At 61.0% G+C, this 14,811-nt stretch carries 18 protein-coding genes; 8 read left to right on the top strand and 10 right to left on the bottom strand.

Going from position 1 to position 14,811, the window contains the following annotated elements:
* Positions 1-141: 141 nt before the first annotated feature.
* Positions 142-1,038 (bottom strand): LysR family transcriptional regulator, encoded by an 897-nt coding sequence (locus tag HMPREF3009_RS12155; RefSeq protein WP_070682191.1) that lies wholly within the window; start codon positions 1,036-1,038, stop codon positions 142-144.
* A gap of 70 nt (positions 1,039-1,108) precedes the next feature.
* On the opposite strand from HMPREF3009_RS12155, the gene HMPREF3009_RS12150 reads away from it, so the two are divergent.
* Both HMPREF3009_RS12150 and HMPREF3009_RS12145 read left to right on the top strand, forming a co-directional pair.
* The gene (locus HMPREF3009_RS12150; protein ID WP_070682188.1) at positions 1,109-2,260 is read left to right on the top strand and encodes an MFS transporter; all 1,152 of its coding nucleotides are present in this window, start codon (positions 1,109-1,111) and stop codon (positions 2,258-2,260) included.
* 11 nt (positions 2,261-2,271) lie between these two features.
* Entirely contained in the window at positions 2,272-3,564 is a 1,293-nt protein-coding gene (locus HMPREF3009_RS12145; protein ID WP_070682184.1) for a copper oxidase, read from the top strand.
* Positions 3,565-3,688: 124 nt separating this feature from the next.
* Here the strand turns inward: HMPREF3009_RS12145 and HMPREF3009_RS12140 are convergent, their stop codons facing one another.
* Positions 3,689-5,125 carry a TM0106 family RecB-like putative nuclease gene (locus HMPREF3009_RS12140; protein WP_198531142.1) on the bottom strand — a complete coding sequence of 479 codons (1,437 nt, stop codon included), beginning with the start codon at positions 5,123-5,125 and terminating at the stop codon, positions 3,689-3,691.
* Between the two features lie 75 nt (positions 5,126-5,200).
* Between HMPREF3009_RS12140 and HMPREF3009_RS12135 the strand changes: the two genes are divergently transcribed.
* On the top strand, positions 5,201-5,833 hold the full coding sequence (locus tag HMPREF3009_RS12135; RefSeq protein ID WP_070682181.1) for a DUF6474 family protein: 633 nt from the start codon (positions 5,201-5,203) through the stop codon (positions 5,831-5,833).
* 315 nt (positions 5,834-6,148) lie between these two features.
* Positions 6,149-6,466: a histone-like nucleoid-structuring protein Lsr2 gene (locus HMPREF3009_RS12130; RefSeq protein ID WP_070517764.1), complete on the top strand. Its 318-nt coding sequence runs from the start codon at positions 6,149-6,151 to the stop codon at positions 6,464-6,466.
* Here the strand turns inward: HMPREF3009_RS12130 and HMPREF3009_RS12125 are convergent.
* Positions 6,463-7,101, bottom strand: a complete 639-nt coding sequence (locus HMPREF3009_RS12125; RefSeq protein ID WP_046647640.1) for a LuxR C-terminal-related transcriptional regulator — start codon at positions 7,099-7,101, stop codon at positions 6,463-6,465. The genes HMPREF3009_RS12130 and HMPREF3009_RS12125 overlap by 4 nt on opposite strands.
* A 36-nt stretch (positions 7,102-7,137) precedes the next feature.
* A complete protein-coding gene (locus HMPREF3009_RS12120) occupies positions 7,138-8,310 on the bottom strand; it encodes a sensor histidine kinase (RefSeq protein ID WP_070510858.1) in 1,173 nt (390 codons plus the stop codon).
* Here HMPREF3009_RS12120 and HMPREF3009_RS12115 point away from each other — a divergent pair.
* Positions 8,309-8,863, top strand: a complete 555-nt coding sequence (locus HMPREF3009_RS12115; RefSeq protein ID WP_070682179.1) for a DUF2020 domain-containing protein — start codon at positions 8,309-8,311, stop codon at positions 8,861-8,863. The two genes, HMPREF3009_RS12120 and HMPREF3009_RS12115, sit on opposite strands and share 2 nt — an antisense overlap.
* Before the next feature lie 19 nt (positions 8,864-8,882).
* On the opposite strand, the gene HMPREF3009_RS13600 is transcribed toward HMPREF3009_RS12115, so the two are convergent.
* Both HMPREF3009_RS13600 and HMPREF3009_RS12110 read right to left on the bottom strand, forming a co-directional pair.
* Complete coding sequence (locus HMPREF3009_RS13600; protein ID WP_168166775.1) at positions 8,883-9,035, bottom strand: hypothetical protein; 153 nt, start codon at positions 9,033-9,035, stop codon at positions 8,883-8,885.
* A complete protein-coding gene (locus HMPREF3009_RS12110; protein WP_070682176.1) occupies positions 9,035-9,793 on the bottom strand; it encodes a class E sortase in 759 nt (252 codons plus the stop codon). Before HMPREF3009_RS12110 ends, HMPREF3009_RS13600 begins: the two co-directional genes overlap by 1 nt.
* A 66-nt stretch (positions 9,794-9,859) precedes the next feature.
* Between HMPREF3009_RS12110 and yidC the strand changes: the two genes are divergently transcribed.
* On the top strand, positions 9,860-10,846 hold the full coding sequence (gene yidC, locus HMPREF3009_RS12105) for a membrane protein insertase YidC (RefSeq protein WP_049154627.1): 987 nt from the start codon (positions 9,860-9,862) through the stop codon (positions 10,844-10,846).
* Here yidC and HMPREF3009_RS12100 read toward each other — a convergent pair.
* The 4 genes from HMPREF3009_RS12100 to HMPREF3009_RS13595 form a co-directional block, all read right to left on the bottom strand.
* Positions 10,803-11,411 (bottom strand): TetR/AcrR family transcriptional regulator, encoded by a 609-nt coding sequence (locus HMPREF3009_RS12100; RefSeq protein ID WP_049154626.1) that lies wholly within the window; start codon positions 11,409-11,411, stop codon positions 10,803-10,805. The genes yidC and HMPREF3009_RS12100 overlap by 44 nt on opposite strands.
* A 68-nt stretch (positions 11,412-11,479) precedes the next feature.
* Positions 11,480-11,740, bottom strand: coding sequence for a GlsB/YeaQ/YmgE family stress response membrane protein (locus tag HMPREF3009_RS12095; protein WP_010188457.1), 261 nt, complete (start codon positions 11,738-11,740; stop codon positions 11,480-11,482).
* 139 nt (positions 11,741-11,879) lie between these two features.
* Complete coding sequence (locus HMPREF3009_RS12090) at positions 11,880-12,776, bottom strand: universal stress protein (RefSeq protein ID WP_046647652.1); 897 nt, start codon at positions 12,774-12,776, stop codon at positions 11,880-11,882.
* 46 nt (positions 12,777-12,822) lie between these two features.
* Positions 12,823-12,963, bottom strand: a complete 141-nt coding sequence (locus HMPREF3009_RS13595) for a hypothetical protein (RefSeq protein WP_175973861.1) — start codon at positions 12,961-12,963, stop codon at positions 12,823-12,825.
* Here HMPREF3009_RS13595 and HMPREF3009_RS12085 point away from each other — a divergent pair.
* A complete protein-coding gene (locus tag HMPREF3009_RS12085) occupies positions 12,899-13,951 on the top strand; it encodes a pseudouridine synthase (RefSeq protein WP_083312749.1) in 1,053 nt (350 codons plus the stop codon). The genes HMPREF3009_RS13595 and HMPREF3009_RS12085 overlap by 65 nt on opposite strands.
* Positions 13,952-14,222: 271 nt before the next feature.
* Positions 14,223-14,372, top strand: coding sequence for a hypothetical protein (locus tag HMPREF3009_RS13870; protein ID WP_232761136.1), 150 nt, complete (start codon positions 14,223-14,225; stop codon positions 14,370-14,372).
* The last annotated feature ends 439 nt before the right edge of the window (positions 14,373-14,811 follow it).

The raw sequence follows: 14,811 nt of genomic DNA, 5'->3' as shown, positions 1-14,811 counted from the left end.
GAGAGGGATCTTCGTCATGTTGGGCAGTTGGCCTATCCGTTAAGACACTCTGCCGCCTGGGAGCACCAGTGCCAGGCTGCCACACGAGGTCTCCACCCCGGAGGCGCTCGCCGCCCTGGCCGCCGAACTCCCCTTCGGCAGCTAGTCGGCCTCGACCAAGCTACTGCCCTCAGCGGTGCGTGCCACGACGAAATCCTTGAAGTGCTCGACCGGCGGGGCATCATCGCCCTCGCGCCACACCAAACCCAGCTCGCGGTAAGCCTCCGGCTCTATGGGAATGAGGTTGCTGGCTTTCAGATACGGGTCATCAAGCGGCAGCAGGGCCGATCCCAGGCCAGCAGCCACGAGGCCGGCCACGGTGGTCAGCTCCATGGATTCGAAGACGAGGCGCGGGGTGAATCCGGCTTCGCTCGCCAGGGAATCCAGCAGCATACGCGTTCCATAACCCGGCAGCATGCCGATGAAGGGCTCGTCGCGGAAATCTTCCATGCGCACGCTGTCTTGTCCTGCCGCCCAATGCCCTTCCGGAACCGCGAGCCCGAGGCGCTGCAATTTGAGCTGGTGCCAGCCCACGGCCCCCGGGGTGGTGGGACGGGGGCCAACGAGCGCGAGATCTGACTCCCCGGCCGCTACTCTCTCCACGAGCTCGCGCGCCGCGCCCTGGTGCAGGCGGATGTCCACGTGAGGGTGTTCAGCGCGATAGGCCTTGAGCAGTTCCGGGACCATCCACGTGCCCAAAGAATGCATGAAATCAAGGCGCACGGTACCGCGCTCCGGATCCATGAGGCGGGAAACGGCATCGCGCGCGGCGGTCTCCGCCATGAGCATCCGCCGGGCATGCTCCACGAATGCCTGGCCGCGGGCATTGAGCCGCAGGCGCCGGCCGCTGCGCTCGAAGAGGCTGGCCCCCACCTCCGCCTCAATGCGCTGCACGCGGCGGGTTAGCGCGGATTGGGAGAGCCCGAGGGCGTCGGCAGCCGCGCCGACGAGGCCATGGTCGGCCACGGCGACGACGCCGCGCACATCCTCCAGATTCATGCACACCTCGCATGTTTTATGTAACTTTTAGACATTTTACACATAACCCGCGCTAGGCCATGCTTGATGCATGACCAGAACGCGGCGCGCCACCATTGCCATGCTCTTCGTGGGCTTGGCAATTTTTTCTTGCCTCTACCCCACCCAAGCCATGCTGCCCACCCTGGTGGAGGACATGGGCATGTCCCCCACGGAAGCCGCCATGACCATCTCCGCGGCCACAGGCGCGCTGGCTATCTGCGTGATCCCCGTGTCCATCATCTCCGAGCGCATCGGCCGTGGAAAACTGTTGCTCGTTTCCACCATCGCGGCCACGCTCATCGGCATGCTCGTGCCGCTGGCGCCCAATCCGGAGATCCTTATCGCCACCCGCGCGCTCCAGGGCGCTGTCATCGCCGGCGCACCCGCTACCGCCATGGCCTGGATCTCGGAGGAGCTGGAAAGCTCCTACGTTGCCCGTGCCATGGGGTTGTACATCGCCGGCACCACCATCGGTGGGCTGACCGGCCGCCTCATTCCCACCGGGCTGCTCGAGCTCACGTCCTGGCGCTGGGCGCTGGCGGGCTCTAGCCTGGTCACGCTGATTTTGGCCATCATCGCGGCGATCTTGCTGCCCTACCAACAGAACTTCACCCCGAAGGCGATTCACTTCCGCTCGGAGCTGCGCGCCATCTTTCGCCATGCCCGGGATACCCGCCTGATTCCCTTGTTCATCGTGGCCTTCGTGGCGATGGGAACCTTCGTGTCCCTCTATAACTTCCTGGCATTTAGGCTCATCGACCACTTCCACCTCGCGCCTGGTTTGGCCGGCTTGGTCTTCCTCTTCTACCTCACCGGCACGTGGTCCTCGGCGCGCGCCGGCCGGCTGGTCACACAAGTGGGCCACGCCAACACCTTGCTGCTGTCCTGCCTGCTTTTTGCCGTGGGCATCGCGCTCTGTATGGGGTCACTGATCCCCACCCTGCTCGGCATCGTGCTCTTCACCATCGGCTTCTTCGCAGCGCACTCCACGGCCTCGGGGTGGGTGGGGCATATCGCCACTCACGACCGCGCTGAGGCCTCCAGCCTCTATGTTTTCTTCTACTACCTGGGCAGTTCCATCCTGGGCGCACTGGCCGGCGTGCTCTTTGATTCCCTGTCGTGGACCGGCTTCATCGCCGTCTACACCGCCCTCGCCGCGGGCATCGCGGTGTTGAGTTGGGTGGTGAGAAAAACCGGATAAAATCGTGTTTTATGGACAAATGGTCACCGCGCACATGGCACAGGAAAGCATCCCGCCCTGTCAGCCTGTGGATGATGGTCTTTCTTCTCGCGGGCGCAATCCATACCTTTATCCCGAATTACCGGTGGGTCCTCATCCACCTCTTCACGCTAGGCATTCTCAGCAACAGCATCGTGGTATGGTCCCAGCACCTCACCGAAAAGTTCGTGCAGCTCAAAGTTCCGATGTCGGCCCGCCCTCGCCAGCTCGCGCGGATTTATCTGCAGAATGCCGGCGTTATCCTCACCCTCGTGGGCCAAATCCTCAGTGAATATTGGGGCCACCACTGGGTGCTTACACAGATAGGTGCCACGCTTGTCGCTCTTGCGGTGTCTTGGCATGGGTTGGTCCTCTTTGCTTTGTGGCGCCGCGCGGAATCCAAAAGGTTCCGCCCCGTCGTCGCAGCTTATGTGGCCTCGGCCTTCTTCCTTGCCGTGGGCGCTACTCTTGGCGCATTCCTCGCCACGCACCCTTCCCATCCGCGCCTGCTCATTGCACACGTTGCCGCCAATATCGGCGGTTTCGTCGGCCTCGCAGCCGCCGGTTCACTCACCATCTTGTTCCCATCTATCTGGCGCACCAAGGGAATCAACCCACACATGAGCCTGAGCTTCACGCTGTTGGCGCTGGGCGTGGTGACCACCGTGATCGGCAGCGCGTGGAATGTACCGCACGCGGGCCTGATCGTCTACTGCGTCGGCTGGGCGCTCAGCCTGCAGAGCTGGCTGCTCAATACCCTTAGCGTGTTCCGGGAACCACGCGGGCGCATCACCTTCCCGGCGCTTTCTGTGCTCTTTTCCTGCTTCTGGCTGCTCGGCGGTCTGGTGTATTACACCACCCAGCATTTCTTCTCCAGCGAGCCCCAGATTCCCATGCTCGCGCTCGTCGTGGGGTTTGGCGCCCAACTGCTCATCGGCGTCATGGGCTATATGCTGCCCACCACGATGGGCGGCGGCCCTTCAGCGGTGCGGGCTGGCCTGCGCGAATATAACCGCTGGGGGCTGGGGCGCTCGGTCTTTATCAACGGCGGACTTGCCCTCTGGCTGGCCACCTCCAGTTCCCTCACCATGGTTGCCGCCTCGCTGCTCTGCCTCGGTTCCATGGCCGTCCTCCCCATCCTCACCGCCCGCGCGGTCAAGGCCCAGAAAGCCGTGCTTCTCAAGAAGGCCGAAGGCCCAGCCCCAACGAGCACAACGGACTGGGACCAGGTGTGGGTGGCGCTTGCGGTGCTCATCATCCTCGGCGGACTCAGCCTCATCCTGTAGATCCCCAGACCTCGATCCCGCAACCTCCTGGTGGGCAGTGGGGCGTCGGCAAGCGCTTGGCGACGCCCACCTGCAGGTTGCGGGTTTGAGGTCTGGGGACTTGCAAACGGGAAGGCAGAAGAAGCTAGGGCTCGAGGGGAGGCACGCCCGGCGCGCCGTGAGACATCCACTCGCGGACGGCATGGGTAGCGCGCACATCGCCGGCGTTATAGCGCAGAATCTGCGCACGCGCGTCCGTGTCACCGGCGAGGGCGGCGCGGCGGGCGTTAACGGATTCTTCGCCGTCAAACTCTTCCGGCCATTCAAAGCCCGCGACCGGGGCCACGGTCTTCAGACCCAACCCCGCGGTGCCGGCGAAACTACGCTTGACGTGGACAAACATATCCACCCACTCCTCCGAGGAGATGAACTCTTCCACTTCCTGGAGGTTGGGGGTAGAAAAACGCTGCGCGGACCTGCGCATCCAATGGTTCTCCCCGTGGGCGGAGTAGCAATACGCCGCAAAGGTCTTTCCCGCCGCATGTGCGTCAGCGCGCACTCCCATGAGCCACTCCCAAAACTCGGCGAAATTCTCTGCTTCCGCCCGGCCGCCGAGCGGCTCCCACGTGGCAAAAGAGTGATACTCACCGTCCAGGAGTGCACCCCACAGGTAGGCGCCTTGATCCAGGTAGGCCTCCATATCGACGTCGACTTCCACATCCGCGCGAGGAACGCTGACCTGCCCGCGGCGCAGCAGGGGAATACCTTCGCGCCAGGCGGCGGCGAGGGCGGAGGGGGCGCCGAGGGAGGCGTCGATAAGCCCTTGCACCGTTGTGATACCGCGCTCGCGGTAGGGGTTGGCGCGGTCGCCCGGCAGGAAAAGGGAAATGTCATCGCGGGCTTCCAGCTCTTCCCGGCACAAGGGCCAAAAGCGGCAGGAGGCGCACTCCTTAACGCGGCGCGGGCCCGCGGGCAGCGGTTGCGCCAGTGCCTCATCGATGGCAAAACGCGAGGTATCCGTGACAAAAGCCTGGCTGCGGTCCTGCCCAATCGCCGCGCCCCTGCCAGAATTCAGCCCCACTTCTTCCAAGCCCCGGGCTGCCAGCGCCAAACGGTAGCCGTCGATGGCGTGATGCCGAATCTTGTATTTTGCCGGCAAGGGCTCGCTCAACCCCAAGCGGTGGGTCGGCACGACGAGCGCACACGAGGCCTCATGCCGGCGCGCCACGCGGTGATCGGAGACGATGACAGGGCTATACATTTCGCCGTCCCGAACGAGGAGCTCCACGCGCACCATCCACTCTTCGGTGGAAAAGACGGCGTTGGTGATGTGCGTATACCCACGAGCTAGAGCCTCCAACGTGGCCAGGGCCCGCTCGAAGTCGCTACCCTCCAGGTCAATGCGGCGAAAACGGCCCGGCCCCTTTGCGGGAAGGCGGCTCAAGGCAGCATCGATAGCCGCCGCGTGGCGTTCCGCGCGGGCCTGACTTACCGCGGTACGTGGGATCTCGGGATGCGCGCGGCGCTGCACCAAGCGATAACGGCAGCCCACAAGATCCGTGGCGACGAGCACATCCTTCACAGCAGGTGAGCTTAGTAGACCACCTTGCTAGAGTTGTAGCGAGACCCTAAGGAAAGATAATTTAAGGACGTTTCAATGGGCATTATGAAGAAGATCCGCAAGGCCCGCCGTGAGGCCCGTGCTGAGGTTAAGGCCGCCAAGACCCGTGTAAAGGCAGAGGTCAAGGCTGCTGATAAGGCCAAGCACCGCCAGCAAAAGCTGTTGGCTAAGCAGGAGAAGGCGCTTATCAAGTCTGAGGAAAAGGGCCTGAAGAATCGCCGCAAGCACGAATACAAAATGGCCAAGAAGGAACTCGAACGCATTAAAGAAGGCCGTTTAAATAAGGGCAACGTCAAGCGTTATGCCGGCGCCCTGCGCACCGCCGCACCTCTTCTTTTGCCCCTGATTTACCGCGGCATCACCGTTGCCCAGCGCGAGGTTGAGAAGAAGCGCGCGCACAAGGCTGGCGTCAGCGCTGAGCAGCTGGCCTCCTTCTCCGGCCACGGCGCACCGCTAAAGGCGCGCACCGCCGGCATCCGCAACTCCCTGAAGGACGCCCAGCTGCCCGCCGGCTTTAAGCGCGACGTCAAGGAGCGGCTCAACGAGCTCGATTCCGCAATCGACAATGCGGAATACATGACTGAGCAGCAGCGCCAGCGCGCACACCGCTCCATCTCCGGCGAGATTGATTCTCTCAACGACGAGATCCAGTCCAAGCTGGGCGCATAACCCTTCGCACCACAGCTTCCAGCCTTCGATCCCCACATTCCCCGCCTCCTAACAAGGGCGGGAAAGCGGATCGGAGGCTTTTTCTTTCGGGTTTAAAATCAGCCTTTGTTACCGGCCAGAATACTGCTTCTCCTAGCGCCCCTTAACTGTGTCGCAGACGTGGTTTTGCTCTATAGTCAATAACAAGAGAAGGTTCTTTTAATGCCTTTCTCTTTAATCCGTTAAGTTACTTAAAGTTTAGGCTTCCGCTCTTGTGGTGAACGATGAGGGAAGCCCAAGCACAGCGCGATCAGATTACAGATCGAATGGAGAATCATGGCACGCCGCGAAATCACCCAGTTTTTTGACGACATTGATAACAAGCCCCTCAGCGAGGAAGAACTGATTGTCATCCGCTTCAGCGTTGACGGTAAAGACTATCTCCTCGATGTTTCCCAGGAGAACGCCGATAAGTTCCACGCCGCAATGGAACCTTTTGTCAAGGCCGCCCGTCACCCGGTGAAGAAGGACACCCGCCGCTACAAGCCGGCCGATGTCCGCGCCTGGGCCGCCCAGCACGGCTACCAGGTGGCCGAGCGCGGCAAGATCCCCAACGACGTCATCCTGGCCTACCGCGACGCCAACAACCTCTAAAGAACGCCCTGCTCGCGGGCGGCCGCCACGGCCGACGTGCGCGAGCGCACCCCTAATTTGTCGTAGATGTGGACGAGGTGGGACTTCACCGTCGCCTCCGAAAGCATCAGCTCCACACCGATCTCCCTGTTGGAGGATCCCGCCGCGACTAGCTTCAGTACTTCCAGCTCGCGCGGGGTAAGGGAGGTGCGCGGCGTGCGCACGCGGGTCATCAGCTTATCGGCCACTACCGGCGAAAGCGCCGAATCACCGTCGGCCGCCGAGCGCACCGCCGCGAGCAGCTCGACCGGCGGCGCATCCTTCAGCAAGTAGCCTACCGCTCCGGCCTCAATCGCCCCGAGAATGTCCGCGTCAGTGTCGTAATTGGTCACCACGAGCACCTTGGGCGGGTTCTCCATGGAGTAGCGGATGGCGGCAGTCGCCTCCGCGCCGCCCATGACGCGGGTGCCTTCAATACCCGCTCCAAACCGCAGATCCATGAGGAGGACGTCAATGCCACCTGCCTGCGCTGCGGAGACGGCGGCTTCGGCGGTCGCTACCTCACCCACCACCTCGATATCCTCAGCCCCCTCGAGCACCGAGCGTAGACCTAGGCGTACGATCTCGTGGTCGTCGGCAAGCAAGACCCTAATCACGGGCTTCCTCCTCATTGGTACGGTGTGGACAAATTCCTAATCTACATCGTTATCTAAGGGCACACTAACTGAGACCGCCGTGCCGCTGCCTGGGGTGGATTCAATCACGACCTCTCCGCCGAGCTCCTCGGCACGCCTGCGCATCGCCGATAGACCAATATGCCCCAACCCCGCCGGCTTATTCTCCACTGCCTCGACATCAAAGCCGTCTCCATTGTCCACCACGTCCACGCGCACCTCATCCGGCGCATAGGTTACCGTCACCCGTGCCTTGCTGGCGTGGGCATGCTTGACGACGTTCCCCATCGCCCCCTGCGCAATCCGCAACAGTGCTGCTTCCACCTTCATGGGAAGTTGCTGGACATCGCCCTCAACGTCCACGGAAACATCAACCCCACCGGTTGCCGCGAAGTTATCCGCCATCCTGGTCATAGCTGACTCCAGGGAGGTTTCTGATAACGCCGCCGGCTGGAGTGCTGCGATCATGGCACGCGCCTCGTGGAGGTTATCCGCCGCGGTGCGCCGGGCGAGCTCAATGCGCTCCTGCGCCTTAGGGATATTCTCCTGGGCCAGGTCGCGGTCAGCGGCGTGCAGAAGCATCTGGATGGAGGACAGGCCCTGTGCCAGAGTGTCGTGGATTTCGTGGGCGATGCGCTGGCGCTCGGCTGTCATACCGGCCGTGCGCTCGGACTCCACCAGCTGGGACCGGGTTTTCACCAACTCTTGGTTCATCCGGCTCAGCGCCCGGAAGGCATAGGTAATAGCGATCGTCACCAAGGCCGATACCGCCGGGCCCATGACGCCGCCGAAGGACAGCCCGCCCGGTACCTGCACCAGCACGGTCATCACCGTGGCCGCGATAACGCAGATGACACCAGGGATCATCTCCAGTACGTAGAGGTACACAAAGTACAGGGAAAACACCAGGTAGATGGCCGCGGGCGCCACTGCCAAGTCGGCAAGCCACAACACCGTGAGGATGACTATCCAGCCATAACGCGCGATGCGCGGCAGCGTCTCCAAGTAGGCTGAGCCCCCGAAGTACACCACGGCGAAAGAAACCAAGAGCAGCAGGTTGAGCACGCCCTGCCACAGAGGTAGGCGCACCGTGGTAAAAATCGCCACCACCAGCAGCGTCGCCGTCAGGACGTGGATACCGTTGCGCAGGGCATCCGATTCAACCGAGCGCTGGTCTAGTGTGGACGTCATGCGCCACAGCCTACTTCCCCCGCTTGCCGCCTGCCTGATCGGCATCGGCTTCGCCGCCGCGGGGTGCTCGGATGCAGACGACCCCACCCCCAGCACCCCGGCCGCAAGCCCTGCGACACCCACCGACGCAGGCGATGGCCTGCCCATCGACGCCACGGCGGAGGTCAGCGACTGGGAAGACTGCCCCTATCTGGATACCCAATGGGTGGCCGATACGAACGGGCAGAGGATGACCCGGTGGGGCGTCGACAAGCGCTTTGGCACCCCCGCCTGCGTGTTCTGGTCCTACCCCGAGGACCCACAAGCCACCGTCCTCATCCGCCAGATGCCCAGCGTGGAGGAAGCGCGCGCGGTCGTGGACTGGGCCGCCCCTGTCAAGGACACGGAGCTTGCCGAATTCGATGGCTGGTCGGGCGGGCGCGGCGTCTTTGAGGATCACTCGGTCTTCGCCGTGCAGAAGGACAACCACGCCGTGGTGGTGTGGTCGAACCAGCTGCAAACGCTCAAGCCCCAGCTCATAGCGCAGGAAGCGATCAAGCGTTTAGGCCTATAAGGCCTAAGCATTTAATGGTCTAAACAGCGACGTCGTTATAGGGCATCTGCGCTGCTACCCAGGGGAACACAACCTCCATGAGCAGGAAGAAGACCCCCACGGCAAGAGCCAACGCCAGCACGGCTTTTACCGCGGTGGGGCCGGGCAACAGGTTCCACAGTGCGCGATACATTAGTTCTCCTCCAAGACGGCGGGGCGGTCATTGTCATCTGAGCCGGGCTTCTTAGCCTCCCGGTCGGTCTCCATCGCGTGAATAATCATGCGCTCCGCATTTGAGAACTGCGGATGACACGTCGTGAGCGTAAGCAAGGATTCGCTCGGCTCAACGCCCTCCGCCCCGGGAACAGGTTGGAGCACGCTCACATCACCCGGCAGCGTGATGTGGCGGCCTTGAATGGGCTGGTACTCCGGCTTGGCTTGCTGCTCTGGGCTGAAGCACTCCCCCGGGGAACCGTCGATAGGCAGCACGCGGTAGGTGATCCACTCCGTCGCAGTTTCGATGACGATGGCGTCGCAGGTGTGCAGGTTACCCAGATCATTAAAGGGCGCGCCCTTGCCCACGCGGTGTCCGGCCACCGCAAAGTTGCCCGGCTCACCGGGCATCTGCGTGTCGGTGTAGCGCCCCGGTCCGCGCAGCAAATCATCCTCGTTGGTGCCTTCGAGGACCGCGAAGGCGAAGTCCGAGCCGAAGGCAGGGATATAGAGGCGTGCAAATGCCTCACCGAGCTGCGGGGCATGGCCAGCGCCGCGCGGATTGTGCCACTCCTCCTGTAGCGTCTCGTTGGCTTCGTCCTGTAGCTTGCCGGAGGCGATGTTGGTCCAGTAGGACTCATAAAAAGCAAAGAGCAGCAGCAGCACGCCGGCCGTCAGCATCAGCTCACCGATGACGGAGCCGACGGTCGTTCGCGTGCGTGCGGTGGGGTGGGGCATACTCACTACCCTAGCCTCCCTGTAACGTGTAAGTGCCCCACCACCCTGCAGAAAGAGGAGTAGGCGATGATCGAAATTTTCATGTATCCGGTCTCCGGAATCATGAAACTCTGGCACCTCCTGTTAGGTGCTTTCTTCTCCGGCTCCATGTCATGGATCCTCACCATCGTCTTCCTGGTGCTGACGGTCCGCGGGCTCATTGCTCCGCTGAACTGGCTTTCCGTGAAGCAAGGCCGCATCGGAGCCCTCATGCGCCCAGAGATGACTGAGCTCAACGCGCAGCTCGCTCGGGCCGACACCGTCGATGAAGCCGTCGCCGTCCTTACGCAGCAGCGCGATCTCAAGAAGCGCTTTCAGCACAATCCATTAGTGGGTTGCTTCCCAGCCTTCCTCATCATTCCCGCCTTTATTGGCCTCTACCAGGTGGTGCTCCGGGTTTCTGGCTCCACGCATGAGCCGGTGGGAATGCTCACGCTTGACGACGTCTCCTCTTTCCGCGCCTCCACCGTCTTCGGCGTTCCCCTCACCGATTTCGCCCGCGAGCACCGTGATTTGGTCCTGCCCATGCTCATCGCGGCACTCGTGTTTACCTCCCTCAACACGCTCATTACGCTCTACCGCGGCTACCTCACCACGCTTTTCGACGAAAAGATCCCTCGCCGCTTGCTGTGGTTTATGGCCCTCATGGTGGTTCTTATCCCGTGGATGTTGTGGATGGTGGCCTGGCACGGCCCCATCCCCGTGACCATCATCTTCTACTGGGGTTGTTCCTACCTCTTCACCCTGCTACAGACGGGCGTGTACGAAATCATTCTGCGCAAGCGCTACCCGCTGCCGGAGGCCGTCCACGAGCAGCGCCGCGCTAGCATCCAGCGCTGGCGCACCAAGGAGAAGAAGCGGGAAAAGAAAGCGGCCAAGCAGCGGCTCAAAGAGGAGCCGGGGCACAAGGAAGAGCTCGCCGCTAACCGCAAGCGCCACTCGGAGATCGTGGCGGAGGCACGAAAGATTGTTAAATCGAATAGTCGGCAGGAGGGGCCGACAGAAGCCGAATAGCCAGCTGCTTGGCTGTTACGAGCGGGGCGACGTCGCGGGTAAGGCGCGCGCCGGCAAGCCCGCCATCAAGGAAGATGAGAATTTCGCTCGCCTGCTCCTCTGAGGGGTAGCCATTCTTAGCGTTGAGGAGTGCTGTGACCGTGGAATGCATCCACGTGCGGTGCTCGACGCAGGCGGCCACGATGTCGCGCTCGGCATCAGTTTCTGGCCGCGGATACTCGCCCGCAGCGTTGAGGAAGTGCGAGCCCCTGAATTCCATGGAGGGCTGCTCCTCGATGGCCTTGTCGAAGAAGGCCAGAATCTTGCTTTCCGGGTCTGTCGCGTCCTCGGTGCGCTTTTGCCAATCGGCGCGATATTCCTCATCAAGGGCCTCAACGTACGCGATAACGAGGGCGTCCTTAGAGCCGAAGAGGGAGTACAGCGATGCCTTAGCGACGTCCGCCTCACGCAGGATGCGGTCGATGCCGATCACGCGGATTCCTTCGGTGGTAAAGAGCCGCGTGGCGGATTCGAGCAGTCGGCTGCGCGGACTCGGACGATTGCGTCGCGACTTCTTTTCGGCCATTTCTTCTCCTCACATGACAAAACCGGTTCATCTACACAATATAGACAAACCGGTATGTATGCGAATTATTATTTCTTGCGGCCCGTAATGGCTCCCACAATCCACAGCAGGATACAGGCGCCGACCGTTGCCGTAATAATCATCAAGAACCAGCTATCACCAACACTCTTATTAAAGAGCGCAAGCAAGCCGCCACCAATCAAGCCGCCGATAACACCAACAATGAGGTTAGTGAACAGCCCCTGATCGCGCTTCATAATCTTCTCAGCGAGCCAACCCGCAATGATGCCAACAACAATCGAACCAAAGAAACCGAGACCAAGTCCCATGTCACTCTCTCCTTCTAATAACAGTAAATAGCTTTTATTTACGTGCTCCCCACCGTACGCGTTAAAACACCAAAACGACTCGGGCTTACCACTTATCCAATAAATAGGCCCGAATCGTTATAGCGGGGTTATGCGAAGGTTACTCGGAGTCCGGACGTACCACCATCATCGGGCACGGAGCGGACTGCAGTAGCGCGCGGGAGGTGGAGCCAAGCAGCATGCCCTTGAAGCCACCACGGCCGTGGGAACCGACAACCAGCAGCTGAGCACCCTCGGAAGCCTCAGCCAACGCACGGACCGGACGGTCGCGGGCAATAACCTTCTTGACCTGTACCTCCGGGTACTTTTCTTGGAATTCAGCGAGGCGCTCGGTCAGCAGCTCTGCCTGCTCCTTCTCCACCTCAGCCCACTCGGCCTGCGCAGCGGAGAGGCCGGCCAGAGAAGCCTGCACCTGCATATCCATCCAGGTGTGAACGGCAATGAGCTCCGCGCCGCGGGCATCGGCTTCCTTGAAGGCGTAATCGGTTGCCTTCTGGGAAACCTCGGAACCATCGACGCCGATGACAACCGGACCGTACTTGGTGGACTCAGTGACGTGGTTATCCTCACGGACTACGACCACCGGGCAGGAGGCGTGGGAAACCACGGAGGCAGAAACCGAACCCATGACCATTCCGGAAAGACCGCCCATACCGCGGGAGCCCATGACAATCATGGTGACGTCCTTGGACATCTCCAACAGCATGTCGATCGGGGAACCTTCAGCCACGGTGTGGCCAATCTTCAGATCCGGGGCAACCTTGTGGGCCTCGGCGCGGGCATCCTCGATCTTCTCTAGGGTTTCCGCCTGGAGGTCATCAAAAAGCTCCTTCGGCGGAACCATGCCTTCGGCGTAGAGGAACTGCGGCATCGTATAGCTCGATGCAATACGCAGCGGGATACCCCGCTTTACCGCGGTATTAGCAGCCCAGCGGACGGCGTTCTTCGACGCTTCCGAACCATCAACGGCTACGACGACAATGTCTTCCTTTGCCATGACCTTTCCTTTCGAAGTGCTTACACTTCCAGTCTAATACCTATTACTAGACCTGTGGGGCGGTAGCAGCGTCCGCGTTCGCAGGGAAGAGGATGTTGTAGGCGGCCACGACAATGTCACGAATGACGGCACCGATACCATTAGAGAAGAAATCGATGACGGGTGCGAGAATAGAGTTAAAATCCATGGGTCAAAGAATATCGCAAAAAAGGCGTGGCGCAACACCACTTCCTATCCGTGATGGGCTAAACCCCACCCACGCCCGCGTGCCTGAAGGTCCGATTACCGCGTGGAACTTCGTTCACCACCTCATCGTCACTCAGCGCCACCGTCACCCCGACGACAACGAGGCTGCGCTACAGGCCCGCTTCGACGCAGACGAAGTTGTGCGCCAAGATGGTTCCCCTCTTCGCCCTGATAGTATTCTCGCCACCAACGCAATGGTGTACTTCTACCGCATGCCGGCTCCCGAAACTCCCGTCCCATACGACATACCAATCCTCTTTGAGGACGAGCACCTCCTGGTCGTCGACAAACCGCCCTTTATGGCCACCATGCCCCGCGCCCGGCACATCACAGAGACTGCAACCGTTCGCCTGCGCCGGATGACCGGAAACAACGAGCTATCTCCCGCGCATCGTCTCGACCGGCTTACCTCCGGCATCCTCGTCTTCACGAAGGACCGCTCCGTCCGAGGTGCCTACCAAACGTTGTTTGCCGAGCGCCGCGTAAACAAGACCTACGAGGCCATCGCGCCGCTTGCCGACGTCTCCCCAGGCACCATTTGGCGCTCCCGTATGGAGAAGACCCCGGGGGAATTGCAAGGCCGCATCGTCAAGGGGGAAGTCAATGCCATCACCGAGGTCGCCGGCGTGGAACCGGTAGATAATGCCCCCTACGAGTCCATACACGGTTCACTACCAGAGCTCGCGAAGTACACCCTGAAGCCACAGACCGGAAAGACGCATCAACTCCGATTGCACATGCTTCAGGCTGGCATACCCATTATTGGGGACCCCATCTACCCCGTCATCTACCCGGCAGAAGCCGAAGACATGCGAATTCCCATGCACTTGACGGCGACGCACATTTCTTTTACCGACCCCGTAACCGGCTATACCCGTGAGTTTCACTCGCAATTACCCCTGCATACCCATAATCTTCTTCGCCCGTAGTTTTGGCTCCAAACCCCATGACGGCTGAGCCAGGCAATACTGCTGCCAAAGAATGGGGACGGAATTAGAACGGTACCAAACCATTGCCATTGACATCTTGGTCCGATAGCCTAGGACACCCCTATACTTCCCTATCCGAAAGGAACTGACACGATGAAGAAGCCCCTAGCTATCATCGGTGCCGCTGCACTTATGCTCACGGCAACCCCCACAGCGACCGCTGAGGACGGGCTAGTGAACAACGCTCGACAAGGATCGTCTACTGATCTCAATGAACTCGTCGTCTCTCAATGAACTCGTCGTCGACTCCCCCTTCTACGACATTATCGCTATTCCAGTCACGCTCTCATCGCTCGCTCTTTCGTTCCTGGGCGTCCCTCAGTGCGGTTTGCACGACACCCGCGGTTGCGAGAAGGGCTAAGTACCACCGTCACCAAAGACAGCGCCTGTTCCTGTTTCCTGTAGATTTGGCCTTCGGCCCGCTTTTGCTGCGGCTGGGGGCTATTTTTGTTGTTCTCTACGAGGCAAACCCATCACTTGGGCGATGCGCCTAGGTTCAAGAATGCTGTAGCCTGCAAATGGTCCGGGGATGAGTGTCCTCAGCCGGCAAAGCTGTGTTGCTTGTTTGGGCGGCGGTGGATTCTTTGTGCTTGAGATAATTAGCGCGTATGACTCGTGCTCGGATCCGTTGCGGTCTATAAGCGCAGACGTGGAGACGTGGATGTGCAGCACGCAGGTCTGTGTTTTCGGGTTTGTGCTTTTGGGTTTTCTAGATGTCGCTTCCGGCTGCCGGATATGGCAGCACTGCTGTGCGACTGGCTTAGGTTGCCTGGGCCTGACCCCCGGAAAGTAGACACGTC

It is taken from the genome of Corynebacterium sp. HMSC034H07, from assembly GCF_001815175.1.
GTDB lineage: Bacteria > Actinomycetota > Actinomycetes > Mycobacteriales > Mycobacteriaceae > Corynebacterium > Corynebacterium hiratae.
Note: the sequence above shows the minus strand (reverse complement) of the source record. Positions and strands in the feature narration are given on the sequence as shown.